We start from the raw sequence: 13,735 nt of genomic DNA, 5'->3' as shown, positions 1-13,735 counted from the left end.
GAATTATTGCTTTTGTTCTGTCTCCTGTTTCCATATGTGATACCACGTCGTTATATGTTCGTTTGCAGCAGTGCCGAGCTCAAGCTCCCAACGAGAGGTTAAGAGATGGTACTGTTCTTCTACAGCAGCATGATTATCCAAGGAAGCGTACAATTGCATCAAGATCATGTAGCTGTCCTCTTCTAACGGATGCAAATGCTGAATGCGCTGATTGACGTTGATCGCCTCTTGTACTCTGCCGTGGCCCAAATAGAAGCTGCTCATTGTTTTCGCGAGCTGAAGCCACATTCTGCGGAGCCTTTCTCGCTCATACTCTGCCCATAAATAGTCGTAGTCTCCGAAATAATCGCCCGCATACGTCGCGAGCACTTTCTCATACTCCTGCATACTAGCAAGAGAAAGGGGCGGTAGTTGTTTGAGGCGATTCTCCCATTCTTCCACATCGATCGTGGCCGAATCAATCGTCAGCTTATAACCGCCTTCTAAATTGCCTTTGTTGATCGATATCGTCTGGAGACCATAGCGTTTCAAGGTTTGCCGGATGAGGTAAATCGTCGTATACAGCTGGGTTACGCCTTTGCTTCCATCATAATCCGGCCACAAAAGCTCGATCAGCGAATCTTTGTCGATCATCTTGTTACGGTGATGCAACAAATACGCAAACAGCTCGCGAGCTTTATTCGTACGCCACTTGATCTCTTGCGGCTCCTGATTCGGCTGGTGAAACAAAATACTATTGAAGCATTGGATGGAAACGACTGATTCTGCTTTAACAGGCGCGGCTTCTTGCGCGGACTTGATTCTCTCACGCAAACGGTCCATTGTCTTTTGCAAGCGTTGAAGTTGTACAGGCTTCATGATGTAATCCAGCGCGCACAGCTCAAAAGCATCGACGGCGTACTTATCGTACCCCGTGACAAAGACGATCTCCGGGGAGTTATCGATTCCTTGCAGACGTTCTCCGATCTCCAGACCACTGATACGCGGCATATTAATATCCAAAAATACGACATCTGGTTGAAGGGATATTGCTTGGTCGATCGCTTCGAGAGGATTGGTGTAGGCTCCGACTACCTTAACGCCGCCAACATCTTTTTCTAGCAATCGTTGCAGATGCATCAAGGGTAGTTGCTCGTCGTCTACCAATAAGGCTCTCATCCACTGTCTCTCCTTCAAAAAACGATAAAATACAACAGATTGTCTTGCGAAACTGATTTGTTCATACTTTCTACTCTATCATCAAAAGAGAGGTTATCCAAATCTTTACGGTGGAAGGAAGTGTGAATTTTTTAGCGAATTACGGTGAATTGCGAATAGGGTGATAGTGTACGCAAGATGCGGTAATGGGTTCAACGCTAAAAAGGAGGGGTGGAAGATGCCTTTTGGTCTTTACGTCATTCTAATTATTTTCAATTCTATTTTGACAATATTGGTATGCCCGGGATTTTTTCGAAAGTGGAAAGAACTACGAAATAAAATGCTCTTTTACCGGCTAGTCGCAACTGGTTTTGCAATCGTATGGTTCTGGATCATTATTTTGTACCAAACCATTGTTTATATCACGTAATCGCAAAGGAAAGCATGATGATTCGCTACAAAAAGTAGGGATTGTCATGCTTTTGTATTTTTCTTCGCCTGGGTCTCCTCCACTGTCAACTTCAGAACATGCTCCAACTCATCAAACGAGACAAACCGGGCTTGTCGGAACACTTCTTTTCCGTCCATAAACAGCAGGATCGCCGGAGCAGTAAATACAAGAAACTCACCGGAAAGATTAGGCATTTTTTCCATGGATGCAACCATACTTTTCACTTGTGGGTATTGTTTCAGCAGTTCTACCGTTCTTGCGTAGGTGACATCGCACACACCGCAGTTTGCCGTTTTAATGAACAGCAGGCTGAGGGGATGGCCCTCGATGTCTGTAAGCAGTTCAGTCAGTTCTACATAATCCTGCACGGTTCTCCACCTCTTGTTTCGTTGTCCTCACACTTTACCATCAGCTTAACCTACGATTCGACAGATTGAAAAGGAAAAACGTCCCGCACAATCTCAGGAAAAAAGAATATGGAAGCGGTTTCCATTAAAATACCCAAAAAAAATTGGGTATTTTTGCAACAATCTTCAAAAATCCTCCGTCTGTAATGGTGAATTTTTCCTAAAAAGCAGGAAGGAGGACATATGGTGTTATCCATGTATGTCATCATTCCCATTCTTTTCGTAATGGCAGTCGCTATGTATACCGACCTACGCAGTCGTCTCATTTACGACTGGCTGACGCTTCCAGGAATCGTTTATTTTCTCCTTGTGCATGCGTACCTTCATCCGGAAAAATGGCTAACCTATGCGATAGGAGCTATCATGCTGGGCGGAATCTCACTGATTATGGCGGTGATCAGTAAAGGGCAGATGGGCGGAGGAGATATCAAGCTGCTGGCTCTGGTGGGAGCGGCGGTTGGATGGCAAGCGGGATTGGTCGTACTCATGCTTACGTATTTGCTCGCGGGAGTCAGTGTACTTCCTATGTGGGTCATATCCAAGATGACGGGCAGAATGAAGGTTGGCCGAGAGATACCACTGGCGCCATTTATCGCTGGCGGAACCAGTCTGATGCTGGTCATGGTCATGTATTACTAGTCTTTTTCTCATAAGGATGTCGATTCGCAATCTTGGTAATAAAACGACAAAGTATGACACATGAATGGATTTTTCAAAAAAGAGAGGGAATCTTCAGATGTTGGAATCAAAACGTAGAGCAATCATCTTCCTTGTATTATCGTTCCTACTTGCTGCTCTGGCGGGCTTTCTGTTTTTGCAAAAAATCAAGGATCTGAACGCGCAGCTTGGCGAGATGGTGGAAATTTACGAGGCAAATGCAGACATTCCATCTCGGGCACTGATTCAACCCGACCAATTGACGGTAAGGGAAATCCCGAAAAAGTACGCGGATGATTCGTATGTGATCGATAAAGCCAGTTTGAAAAATCAAGTCACGATTGTCCCTTTGTCGAAGGGGGATATCATTACGAAAAACATCATGAAGCCAGCGAACGTTGTTCGGGATGAGAACAACAGGCTCGTGACGGTATTTTCATCGAATAATATCGTCTTCGACCAGGAGTTGGAAGCGCTAGACCGGGTCGACATCATCATCTCGCATGAGGTGAGTGGAAAGCCCGTAACGGAAGTGTTCATGAAAGACGTGCCGGTCGCCATGGTAGCGAAATCGGAGAACAGCTTCAAGGGCGTGGCTTTGGAACTGCCGTTTGAGGAAGCGCCGAAATTCATTCACCAGCAGCATTACGCCCAGATGGTTCGCATTTTGAAAGCGAATGTGGGCAAAGGAGACTTGGGCATTCCTGATCCGTTTGTGGAGCCTACGCCGGAACAGACGAAAACGCCTGGCAAACCAGCTGACGCCAAGCCTGGGACACCAGCAGTAACGCCACCCGCGGCACAGCCTGCCGGACTGCCCGCCGCCGTCCAGAAACCACCAGCGGCTCCGGTTCAGCCACAAAGCAAACCAACTTCGGTACCACCGCAGCCAACTAATCAACCACCGAAAACCGGAGGGTAAGTCATGAACAAAGATATGAAAATTCTCGTCGTTGCGGATTACGACTCTGTAAAAGACATGCTGAGGGAAATTCTGTCCGCTTACGAGCAAGTACGATACACGACTTCTATCGAAGTGAAAAAAGAAATTGACCGTATTGGACCCGATGTCGTTTTGCTCGTGCAGCCGGAAGACGGAGCAGGAGTAGAGCTGGTGCAGTATATACAAGGCGAGCTGCCGGAGGGCATTGTCATTTATCTCACGGAAAGACAGGATTTTGTCTTGCTGCGAGATGTCGTCCGTGCGGGTGCGGTTGAATACATCGTCATGCCTGATGAGCTGAATCTTTTGTCTGATCGTCTCGACAAAATATCCGATCTATCCCTAATCAAACAGAGAAAAAAGGGCGCGGATGTATCCGGCAAGGCTTTTGTGCGAGGACGAGGGAAGGTGTACTCCTTTTACAGCGGAAAAGGGGGAAGCGGGCGAACACAGCTGGCAACTGGCTTTGCGCAAGCATTGAAGCTGGAATCTACGGCAAGTGTGCTGCTCATCGACCTCAATCTCCAATACGGTGGTGTAGAAACCTTCTTGTCGTTTGAAAACAACCGTACATTGGGCGATCTGATGCCCGTTATGGACGAAATCAACGAATTTCATATTCGAAACGTGGCGCAGAGGGAGAACTATTCCAAGCTGGAGGTGCTGGTCAGTCCGCGGGATGCCGAGACAGCCGAGAATATGTCCGAAGCCTTCGTCACCAGGCTGATCCGCGCCAGTCGTCGCAGTTATGACTTTGTCATTCTCGACCTGCCAACGCATATGAATGAGCTAACCTTTGCCGCTTTGTCAGAGTCGGACATGATTTACTACGTGATGAATCTTGACACACCGTCCGTTCAAATTTACCGACTCGTGGAAGACTTGTTCAGACGTCTTCGGATTGATACGGCAGGCAGGCTCGAAGTGATCGTCAACCAGGTGGGACGGGATAACGAACTGAACGTATCGGATTTGAAAGGGTTATTCAACGCTCCGATTACTGCTGAAATCAGCAGAGATCATCAAGGAGTGCAAGCGGCCGTCAATCAAGGCCGACCATTGCAAAAAGAACCGAATGAGAAGAAGCTCTCTCCGGCTGCGAAAGACATCAGAAAATGGGTACTCAAGAAACTGTCATAAAGGTGGGAGTTAGATGGCTTTATTCCGACGCAAGCAAGAGCAGACAGCGCCAGGGGATGAGGCAAAGCAGACGACACTCGCTGCCACACTAGCAGCTCCTTCCTTCAATCCGTATATTGACGAACTGGCTGAGCATTACAAGACCCGACTCTTGCGTGAGACCAACCTGGAGAGACTGACTAGTCTACGTTCAGATGAGATGCGTCTCGCGATCGAACGTCTCGTATCCCAATACATGTCGGAAGAGAAAGTAGTCATTCCACGAAATGAAAAGGACATACTGCTGACTCGTCTGATCAATGAATCAGTGGGGCTTGGGCCGCTCGAACCGCTGCTCGCAGACCCGGAAATCACGGAAATCTCGATTAATGGGCACAGCCTTGTTTACGTTGAGAAGCGGGGAAGGCTCGAGTTGACCGATTTGAAATTTCGCGATGAGGAACATTTGCGGCATATTGTAGACAGGATTGTCGCACCGCTCGGCCGCCGAATCGACGAAAGCTCACCGATGGTCGACGCCCGATTGAAGGACGGAAGCCGCGTGAATGCGGTCATCCCTCCGATCAGTCTGAATGGGACACTCGTTTCGATTCGTAAATTCCGCAAAGAGCCGTATTTAATGGATGACCTGATGCAGTTCGGTTCCTTCAGCGAACCGATGTCCCAGTTTATTCAAGCCGTAGTGGAAGCCAAAATGAACGTCCTGATCTCAGGCGGTACGGGGAGCGGTAAGACGACGTTGCTCAATGCGACAGCAAAAGCCATTCCTCACTATGAACGTGTCATCACGATTGAGGATTCGGCCGAGCTGAAGCTGACTCACCCCAACTGTATTGGCATGGAGGCACGCCCACCCAATATGGAGGGAACAGGAGAAGTCACCATTCGCCAGCTCGTGCGAAACTCCCTGCGGATGAGGCCAGACCGAATCATCGTCGGGGAGGTACGGGGTGCGGAAGCATTTGACATGCTGCAGGCAATGAATACGGGACATGAAGGATCGCTCACCACGGTACACGCCAATTCACCGCAGGATGCCTTCAACCGTTTGGAAGGGATGGTCGTCATGGCAGGGATGGATTTGCCCTCCACGATCGTCCGTGAATATATTGTCAGCGCACTGGATATCATCGTCCAGGTCACACGTCTGTCTGACGGAACGCGGAAAATCGTTTCCATTTCAGAAGTGGTGAAAACCGAAGACAAACGGGTAGAGGTCAACGAGATTTTTCGTTTCCAGCGAAAGGGAATCGGCGCAAAAGGAGAAGTGCTTGGCTACTTTACGGCAACCGGAGTGATCCCGCGGTGCTTGGAGAGGCTCCAAGTATTTGGAATCAATCTCGACGAATCCATGTTCAGGGCGGAAGGAGGGAAGCAGCGTGACCATGCCTATTCTGTTTAGTCTTGCGGTATTGTTTGGTATCTGGGGCCTCTATGAATATCTCGGTTACCGGGCCAAGAAGACCGAATGGAAAAAGAAAGCAGAAGAATGGTTTGAGGTGAAGGGCAAACGAAAAAGCGTTGTCATCGTCTGGGGGGACAAATTCGACCAGACGCTTTATGCCAAAGAAATACAAAAAAAGCTGATCAAAGCGAATTTCCCTCTGGCGCCCTCCGAGTTTTACGGAATTTTGATTGTAGGGACGATGGGACTCGCTTTCTTACTCAGTAATGTGGTGAATATTCCCTTTCCTTACAACATCATTATTGGTGCAGCGGTGATGTATCTCATACAGAACGTGTTGTTCTTTGTAAGACGAAATAAGTACCAGGAGCGGTTGAATGAACAGCTGTCCGAGGTGTGCCGCCTTTTGGCAAACTCACTGCGAGCAGGACTTACGCTCTCGCAGGGGATCACGCTTGTTGCGAAAGAGATGAATTACCCTGCTGGCGAAGAGTTCAGCCGTATGGCGCGCGAGCTGCAGCTTGGCGTTAGCTTTGACCGGGCGCTCTCTGACATGGAAAAACGGATACCGACGCGGGATTTCCGTATCTTTACTGCTACGCTATTGATTCAACGGCGCGCAGGGGGGAATTTGAGCCAAGTGCTGCAGGAAATGGCGGAGACATTGGAGGATCGCCGCATTGTGAATCAGGAGATCAAGACCATGACGGCAGAACAGCGATACGTCTCCATTTTGGTGCCGATTATGCCTATTGCCCTGGTACTGATGATGAACATGATGAACGAAGGCTTCATTGATCCGTTGTTTTCCGGATTTGGTCTTTTTCTTCTGGGGTTGTTCGTAATCGGAACTCTCCTGTCCTATATCCTCGTAAAGAAAGTGACCAACATAAAGGTGTGAAAACATGGATGCTCTCATAATTACATGCGTGTTCTTGTTTCTCTTGCTGTTCGCCATCTGTCTGAAGGAGTGGTATCGCTACTCCATCGAGAAGCAAAAACTGCTCACACATGTCCATGAGGTGACCGGACACAAAAACTACGGAGTGCGCAAGAAGGAAACTTCATCCGAACGCTTGGTCAAACGCCTGCTTCGGTATGGAGACGACTATGCGGTCATAGGTCAGCGCATCAACTTTTTTAGTGAGTCACATGAGGTTGAGGACTGGCTCCTGAAGGCTGGACGCCCGTTAGATTTGACAGTTGCCCAATTTCAAGGAGTCAAAATATTTATGGCTTTGCTCGGCATCATTGCCGGCACGCTGTTTTTCATTCTTGGCTTTCCCTTGTCGCATCTGGGCCTGATCGCATGGCCGTTGGTTGGATACTTTCTGCCCATCCTTCTGCTGAAGAACAAAGCCCGGGATCGTCAAAATCAGCTTCGTTATGACCTGCCGGAATTTCTCGACACCGTAAGCGTCACCCTGCAAGCGGGGGTAAGTCTCGATCAGGCATTGCGCGAAGTCATCAAGTTTTTTGACGGACCGATTCGGGAAGAGTTTTCCCGTTTCAATCAAGAGCTGGATCTGGGTGTACAGAGGGAAAAGGCGTATGAACAACTGCTTCGACGCAACGATAATCCGGAGTTTCAAATGCTGATCAAAGCGCTCATTCAGGGGATGCGCTTGGGAGTACCGATTGCCGTCACGTTCAAGGCACAAGCCGAAAACATGCGAAGAATCCGGAAAGAGCTGATCAAGGAAAAGGCGGCCAAGGCGTCGCCGAAAGTAACCCTGATCACCACGTTTGTCGTGACTCCTACAGCGATTATCCTGATTGGCGGTTTGATGGTATTGAATATTTTAGAGAACCTCGATTTGTTCTCTGGCATCATGCCATAATGTATGTTTTGACTTTATGGGAGGTGATGCCCGTCACAAAGATGGGATGAGTAATGTGAACAATGTGCCTTATCAAATTCATTTTAACCATGAGGGGAGAAGATATTTTATGAAAACCATGATGCAAAAACTGTATGTAAAAGTCCAAGGAGCTCTGCATAATCAGAAAGGTGCTCAAGCCATTGAATGGATCGCGCTGGCAGGTGTGGTGATCGCCGTGTTTGGAGCAGTAATCACTTACTTCAAAGGTAATCCTGACGGTGTAGGAAAATCAATTGGTGAAACGCTTGGCAATATCATCGGAGACTTGGATGGGAAGTAATCTGAGTGAATGCTGTTTGGTTACAAACATTGGAAAAGTTGGCGGTGAAGGGCTTTCCTTCACCGCCACACATACATAGTAAATCTGTAGGAAGCAGGAGGTAGCAGTCGATGAGATTTGTGAAGGGAATTTTTGCGGCCATCCTCCTTTTTAGCCTGCTAACGGCGTGTTCACAAGAGGCAGGAAATCAACCGGAAACTCCACAGACCACGGATGGGCAGCCACCCTCTGTTCCATCAGGCACAGAAACACAACAGCCTCCAGACAACACTGGTGAAACGAACACCGAGATGAGCAGAGAAGAAAAAATAAAAGCGCTGGAGGCAATGGTAAAGGCTGGCCCCCTGCTAAAACGGGAAACAACAGAGGATTTTTTGAACACTCCTCCTGGGCTTTTTGCGGGGAAGTCGTATGACGACAACAAGGAAGAGATAGAAACGGAATTAAAGAAATTCCCTTATATTGAAAATCCAGACGAAGAAATCACGAATCTGTATTACCTTGCCCTCTTAGGTTTGTTCGCGGAGAGCTATCCAGATCCGCAACAAATTATTGATGACATGAAGATGGATTATTTCGGAAGTCCGGAAATCGAAGATCCTCGCTACCAGTACAAGGAAAACTACAATGTGGAGATTATTCTTGACGCAAGTGGCAGCATGGGTGCAATGGCGAACGGCAAGACAAGGATGGATGCTGCCAAAGATGCTATCAAAGCCTTTGCTGAATCATTGCCGCCACAGGCCAATGTGGCTCTGCGCGTATACGGACATAAGGGCAGCGGGAAAGAGTCGGATAAAGCGCTCTCCTGCGGCAGCAGTGATTTGGTATACGGAATGCAGCCTTACAACAAAGAAAAACTGCAGAGTTCCTTGAATCAGTTTCAGCCTGCGGGATATACCCCGATTGCCTACTCCTTGCAGGAAGCAATGAAGGATTTGAGCAAATTTTCAGGGGACAAAAACACCAATATGATTTACCTGGTTAGCGACGGAATCGAAACATGCGGCGGAAACCCCGCTGAAGCAGCAAAACAACTTTCCCAATCAGCGATTACACCGATTATTAACGTAATTGGTTTTGGCGTGGACGGCCCAGGGCAGCAACAGCTAAAAGAAGTGGCCAAGGCAGCAGGAGGTCGCTACGTACTGATTCAGGATCAAAAAGAACTACAGGAAGAATTCAATCGTGGGAAAGAGATTGCAGACAAATGGAAAAAGTGGAAAGCAGATGCGTCCTATCAGGCTTTTGACACGCGCATATCACGTAAGACAGACATCAGTTCGTTCGCAGCAGACTGGAGAATCATTGCTGGCGATGAAAGCTACAATATGAATTCTGCCATTACGACCATGGGTGCGGATGACATGATTCCGGATGAACTCGCCAATCGTCTCCGAACCATGAAGGACGAACAGAAGGATATAGCCAAGAAAAAGGCGGACGAATTGGAGGACTTTCTGGATTCCTTGAACGATAAGTCCTATAAGGAAACGGTGAATGCGATCAACCAGAAGTTTGCGCAGAATACGAAAACGAACTAAAGTCGAAATCTCCAAAAGGAGGTTTGTGAAGTGAGGAAATGGATTAGAGGCCCAATTGCAGCGGCTACCTTTGCTTTTCTGATTCTTTTGATGAATCTGCTTCCACTTGCGGCTCTGGCATCATCTGTTAATCTGCAAGCGCCGGATTACAATGCGCCAAATTGGCAGCAACCGAACATACAGGCGCCAAACTGGGAACAGCCGAACATACAGGCGCCAAACTGGGAACAGCCGAATGTGCAGGCCCCGAACTGGGAGCAGCCGAATCTGCAGGCACCGAACACACAGGCGCCGAATTGGCAGCAGCCAAATCTGCAGGCTCCAAACGTCAATCAACCGGACCTGCAAGCGCCGAATGTCAATCAACCGAACCCGCAAGCGCCAAACGCAACCGCCCCGACAACGAATATAGAAATGCAGCCACCTGGTGCAAACTCTGATGGTTCGAAACCGATGACGGAGACGCTGGAATACGGTGCAATCAAATGGACGTTCAAAGACGTAATGGGCGGTACGCTGGCATACAGCGCTGATTTGCTTATGAACGGCGAAGTAGATATGGCGACGGGACTTCGGGGCAAAGGCATGTTAATGGGAGACCTGGCAATAAAAGGCCTTGATTTAGCCTTCAAGAATACGCCGTATGCAGGTACTGTAACAGGCATGGGTGTTGATACACTCGACGGGATGAACGCATGGGCCAACTATCAGTTTGTGTTGGCGCAATTGCCGAATAACAGCTTCCGGGATATTTTCCAAGGCGGTCAGCTGACCAATTCGGCAAATCCATCCGGCGTTAGAATGCCGGGGATCGTGAAAGGTTTGAATGTTGGCGTAGCAGCCATCAGCCTTCCGTTTGATGTTATCGATACATTTGGAAGCTTTGGCATGGCATTTGATCCGAGCCAGAGTGAAGCCACACAAAATGAGAAATTTGTGGATGGCGTCGGTAATTTCGGCAGTGTACTGATGGATGCAGGGGTCATTGCTTCTGTCATACCAGGCGGGCAGGCCGTAGGTGGTGTGCTTGTTGTCACCGGTGCGGTCTTGTGGGGCTTGAGCAAACTCGTGAAGTACGCTGACAAGCTAGCCGGCGGAGCAATTACTCGTGGAATCCGGGATGGGGTCGGAAAAGCTGTTGGCTGGGTGAAATCCTTATTTGCGTAACGGAGGTCCTTTGCTATGAAAGTCGTGAATACACCACAGGTACAGGCTCAAATCGAGCGGCATAAGCGTTTTTTGGAGAGAACGGAGCTGTACAATTACCCAGCCTACGTAAACGGAGAATATTACTATCATGTAGCGTACTGGAAATGGGGGAAAAAAGACGCTGTCGGGTACTTGGTGCTGCGACCGGATGGTGAAGTAGTTCGCCGCAATGAAGCAGAGCCAGTGGTGAAATTGTTTTTGGTGCATGCACATGCGGGGCGCAAGATTAAGAACAATCTGGCCATTGATAAAGAGAAGCCGATCGAGATGTACCAGCAAAAATACGAGCATCTCAAAGCGCTGCTGCCCAGCTACCACGATAAGATGGATGCTGTGATACGGCAAGATGTGGAGAAGCTGATCGACGTTTGCGAAACCATGATCAAAAGCAGGGATCAACTGCGTGCCATTCATGCTCGTGGGATGGATCTGCTCAATCAGTTCTTTGCGCGCAACTACGTGATCGAGGGAGAAGAAACGGCGTTGCGCGATGTTTTATTTGAATCCGACTACATTTTGTATGATCGCATCCGCAAGCAGGTGTTGATCAAGGACTCAGTGGACCGACTGTATCAGTTTTTCCAGCCTAATCGAGTAGAACTGGATCGGGTGCAGGAGCAGAAACGAAAAAAGCTGCACGACTTGCTCTTGGCATACAAAGACAAAACGTTGCGAAATATTGCGGATGAATCTGTGAAAAGCTTTGAGACTCATACGATAGGGAAACATGAATCTTTCCATTCGGTTGAACAGTTGCGGGAAGCCCACGAGAGTCTAAACAAGACCATCTTGGAAAACGGGCTGATGGATAAACTGAGAAACCCTTAGCAGGAAAGGTGAGAGCATATGCATCCAATCAAAGAAAGCATTCGGTTTTACGCGCGAAACATCGAGTCCCTGCTGCTCTTGTCTGCAGTGCTCGTTGTGCCGTTTTTTCTGATACACAACTTTACGCTTAACTTCCTTAACCTGCTCGCCGCCATCACGGGTGCAAAATTTGTAGCAAGCTTTTTCAACCTATTTTTACTTCTTCTGTTTTTGCTGATCCTCCAGATCCCTTTTGCCCAATATGTGCAAAGCGATTTGGACGGCGATGAGCGCCCGGTTCGAAAGGCATTTCGGGCTTTTTTCGAACACAGCTTTTCCGTGTTCGTTTTCGGGATCGTGTTTAGCTTTCTTGTATCCGCAGGAATGATGCTATTCATGATACCCGGTTTGATCATTCTGGTTTTGTTTTATTTGACGCCGTTTTTCGTGGTGCTGAAAAAACAATCAGCTTGGCGTTGCTGGCGAGGTGCCCTGGAAATGGGGAAAAAGCATTTCTTGCAAATCTTTGGCTTGCTGTTGCTAGTGAGCTTGGTGGAATGGCTAATCAGTTTGGCGGGTCTGTTCCTCGTCACGTCCATCACCTCGACCTTCGGAGCGGTTATGTTTATCGAGCTTTTGCTCAACGTGATTGTTCTTCCGTTTTTCGCGGTCATGTTCATGATGTACGTGAATAAGTGGAAAGAAGAAGCGGCAGGAGCAGAAGCTGCTGTGTCGGGAGGATTGCTGCTTGATGAGAGGTAGCTTGCAAATAAGCGCGAAAGGAGATGAGCGAAGAATGCGCCTGAAGAGGATTGTTACAAATGAAAAGGGCTCCGTCACCGTGGAGTTTATCGCCATACTGCCGTTCGTCTTTCTGATCATGCTGATTTGCTGGCAGTTTCTTGTGGGTGTCTACGGCGTAATCATCTCGCAGTCGGCAGCCAATGAGGCGGCGAAGGTGTATGCCATAACGGGGAATTCGGGAGAAGCCACGCAAGCTGCCAAAAACGTGGTGAATGCGGCAGGAGGCTACATTTCCTTTAAAGGGGCGGATATCTCAGGGGGAGTCGACGGATATTTTACCGCCAAAGTCGGCGTTCAGATGGAGCTGGGGTTTCTTCCTGACTGGCTCTATATCAAAGAGGAAGACCGATATATCTCCTTTGATCGGGAAATGACGAGCAGGGTGATGAACTAATGGTACGTATACTGCGTCACTTGCAAAATGAACGTGGAAATATGACGATCTTCACTCTGACGATTTACTGGTTTATGTTCATGCTGGTGTTTGTTGCGCTTTTCAACTTTTCGACCATTTTTGTAGACAAGGAGCAGGCGTCGAACAGTGCGCAGCAGGCGAGTATTGCGGCTGTGAAGGATATTTATGTTGAGATGGATACGGCTATTCTCAAGTATGATTTGTCACCCAAACGGTATTATGACCAAAATTACCTCGGTCTTAGACTAGGAATTGCTAGGAGCCAGCTGAGAGCAGTGCACCCCGATTGGTCCCATAGCGAGATTGAATACGGTGCGATTGACTCGGTATTGAGCAGCGCATTGCCAGGCGATGTTGAGTTGCAGACTTATGTCTACGCTGGCTTGCAAACGGCAACAGCAAAAATTCCTGGAGTGGTTGCCAAAGTGCTATCGGATAACCATGCAACGCTAAGCGGTTCGTCCGTCAAATTGTTCAATAGTGACAATCGGATTGAAGTAACAACTTCTGTAAAGTACGAATCGGAATCGATGGGCTTTGACTTCATTCCTGCCTATTCCGAGCAAATCTACCAGACAGGAGAAAGCAGACGGATCGGTTTTATTGATGAAGTAAGCGGATGGGCGAATCCGCATATCCCTATGTAGGAACGG

15 protein-coding genes are annotated in these 13,735 nt (G+C 48.3%); 13 read left to right on the top strand and 2 right to left on the bottom strand.

The genetic code is table 11. The features are described 5' to 3' along the window. Positions 1-3: 3 nt before the first annotated feature. Both EL268_RS27280 and EL268_RS27275 read right to left on the bottom strand, forming a co-directional pair. Positions 4-1,158, bottom strand: a complete 1,155-nt coding sequence (locus EL268_RS27280) for a response regulator (RefSeq protein ID WP_106652443.1) — start codon at positions 1,156-1,158, stop codon at positions 4-6. Between the two features lie 453 nt (positions 1,159-1,611). Further along, the gene (locus EL268_RS27275; RefSeq protein ID WP_106652445.1) at positions 1,612-1,956 is read right to left on the bottom strand and encodes a thioredoxin family protein; all 345 of its coding nucleotides are present in this window, start codon (positions 1,954-1,956) and stop codon (positions 1,612-1,614) included. A gap of 222 nt (positions 1,957-2,178) precedes the next feature. Here EL268_RS27275 and EL268_RS27270 point away from each other — a divergent pair, with 222 nt between their 5' ends. The 13 genes from EL268_RS27270 (at position 2,179) to EL268_RS27210 (ending at position 13,729) form a co-directional block, all read left to right on the top strand. Then, positions 2,179-2,634, top strand: coding sequence for a prepilin peptidase (locus tag EL268_RS27270; protein ID WP_106652446.1), 456 nt, complete (start codon positions 2,179-2,181; stop codon positions 2,632-2,634). Between the two features lie 97 nt (positions 2,635-2,731). Then, positions 2,732-3,574 (top strand): CpaB family protein, encoded by an 843-nt coding sequence (locus EL268_RS27265; RefSeq protein WP_106652447.1) that lies wholly within the window; start codon positions 2,732-2,734, stop codon positions 3,572-3,574. Positions 3,575-3,577: 3 nt separating this feature from the next. Further along, the gene (locus EL268_RS27260) at positions 3,578-4,735 is read left to right on the top strand and encodes a CpaE/TadZ family protein (protein ID WP_106652448.1); all 1,158 of its coding nucleotides are present in this window, start codon (positions 3,578-3,580) and stop codon (positions 4,733-4,735) included. Positions 4,736-4,748: 13 nt separating this feature from the next. Further along, a complete protein-coding gene (locus EL268_RS27255) occupies positions 4,749-6,137 on the top strand; it encodes a TadA family conjugal transfer-associated ATPase (protein ID WP_106652449.1) in 1,389 nt (462 codons plus the stop codon). Next, a complete protein-coding gene (locus tag EL268_RS27250) occupies positions 6,115-7,041 on the top strand; it encodes a type II secretion system F family protein (RefSeq protein ID WP_047072375.1) in 927 nt (308 codons plus the stop codon). The genes EL268_RS27255 and EL268_RS27250 overlap by 23 nt, the downstream gene beginning before the upstream one ends. A gap of 4 nt (positions 7,042-7,045) precedes the next feature. Next, positions 7,046-7,981, top strand: a complete 936-nt coding sequence (locus tag EL268_RS27245) for a type II secretion system F family protein (RefSeq protein ID WP_106652450.1) — start codon at positions 7,046-7,048, stop codon at positions 7,979-7,981. Between the two features lie 109 nt (positions 7,982-8,090). Further along, positions 8,091-8,303, top strand: coding sequence for a hypothetical protein (locus tag EL268_RS27240; protein ID WP_106652451.1), 213 nt, complete (start codon positions 8,091-8,093; stop codon positions 8,301-8,303). A gap of 110 nt (positions 8,304-8,413) precedes the next feature. After that, positions 8,414-9,847 carry a vWA domain-containing protein gene (locus EL268_RS27235; protein ID WP_106652452.1) on the top strand — a complete coding sequence of 478 codons (1,434 nt, stop codon included), beginning with the start codon at positions 8,414-8,416 and terminating at the stop codon, positions 9,845-9,847. A 30-nt stretch (positions 9,848-9,877) separates the two neighbouring features. Then, complete coding sequence (locus tag EL268_RS27230; protein WP_106652453.1) at positions 9,878-11,014, top strand: hypothetical protein; 1,137 nt, start codon at positions 9,878-9,880, stop codon at positions 11,012-11,014. Between the two features lie 15 nt (positions 11,015-11,029). Continuing rightward, on the top strand, positions 11,030-11,884 hold the full coding sequence (locus EL268_RS27225) for a hypothetical protein (RefSeq protein ID WP_106652454.1): 855 nt from the start codon (positions 11,030-11,032) through the stop codon (positions 11,882-11,884). Positions 11,885-11,902: 18 nt separating this feature from the next. Then, on the top strand, positions 11,903-12,625 hold the full coding sequence (locus tag EL268_RS27220) for a hypothetical protein (protein ID WP_106652455.1): 723 nt from the start codon (positions 11,903-11,905) through the stop codon (positions 12,623-12,625). Next, entirely contained in the window at positions 12,615-13,061 is a 447-nt protein-coding gene (locus tag EL268_RS27215; protein WP_232030593.1) for a TadE/TadG family type IV pilus assembly protein, read from the top strand. Before EL268_RS27220 ends, EL268_RS27215 begins: the two co-directional genes overlap by 11 nt. Further along, on the top strand, positions 13,061-13,729 hold the full coding sequence (locus EL268_RS27210) for a Tad domain-containing protein (RefSeq protein WP_106652456.1): 669 nt from the start codon (positions 13,061-13,063) through the stop codon (positions 13,727-13,729). The genes EL268_RS27215 and EL268_RS27210 overlap by 1 nt, the downstream gene beginning before the upstream one ends. The last annotated feature ends 6 nt before the right edge of the window (positions 13,730-13,735 follow it).

The sequence above is a fragment of the Brevibacillus brevis genome, from assembly GCF_900637055.1.
Classification (GTDB): domain Bacteria; phylum Bacillota; class Bacilli; order Brevibacillales; family Brevibacillaceae; genus Brevibacillus; species Brevibacillus brevis.
This window is presented reverse-complemented; position numbering and strand designations above follow the sequence as displayed.

Excerpts from the sequence above, each read along its gene's own strand:
- EL268_RS27240 (WP_106652451.1), top strand. The coding sequence starts at position 8,091 with ATGAAAACCATGATGCAAAAACTGTATGTAAAAGTCCAAGGAGCTCTG.
- EL268_RS27225 (WP_106652454.1), top strand. The coding sequence starts at position 11,030 with ATGAAAGTCGTGAATACACCACAGGTACAGGCTCAAATCGAGCGGCAT.
- EL268_RS27235 (WP_106652452.1), top strand. The coding sequence starts at position 8,414 with ATGAGATTTGTGAAGGGAATTTTTGCGGCCATCCTCCTTTTTAGCCTG.
- EL268_RS27260 (WP_106652448.1), top strand. The coding sequence starts at position 3,578 with ATGAACAAAGATATGAAAATTCTCGTCGTTGCGGATTACGACTCTGTA.
- EL268_RS27280 (WP_106652443.1), bottom strand. The coding sequence starts at position 1,158 with ATGAGAGCCTTATTGGTAGACGACGAGCAACTACCCTTGATGCATCTG.
- EL268_RS27220 (WP_106652455.1), top strand. The coding sequence starts at position 11,903 with ATGCATCCAATCAAAGAAAGCATTCGGTTTTACGCGCGAAACATCGAG.
- EL268_RS27245 (WP_106652450.1), top strand. The coding sequence starts at position 7,046 with ATGGATGCTCTCATAATTACATGCGTGTTCTTGTTTCTCTTGCTGTTC.
- EL268_RS27265 (WP_106652447.1), top strand. The coding sequence starts at position 2,732 with ATGTTGGAATCAAAACGTAGAGCAATCATCTTCCTTGTATTATCGTTC.
- EL268_RS27255 (WP_106652449.1), top strand. The coding sequence starts at position 4,749 with ATGGCTTTATTCCGACGCAAGCAAGAGCAGACAGCGCCAGGGGATGAG.
- EL268_RS27270 (WP_106652446.1), top strand. The coding sequence starts at position 2,179 with ATGGTGTTATCCATGTATGTCATCATTCCCATTCTTTTCGTAATGGCA.
- EL268_RS27215 (WP_232030593.1), top strand. The coding sequence starts at position 12,615 with ATGAGAGGTAGCTTGCAAATAAGCGCGAAAGGAGATGAGCGAAGAATG.
- EL268_RS27210 (WP_106652456.1), top strand. The coding sequence starts at position 13,061 with ATGGTACGTATACTGCGTCACTTGCAAAATGAACGTGGAAATATGACG.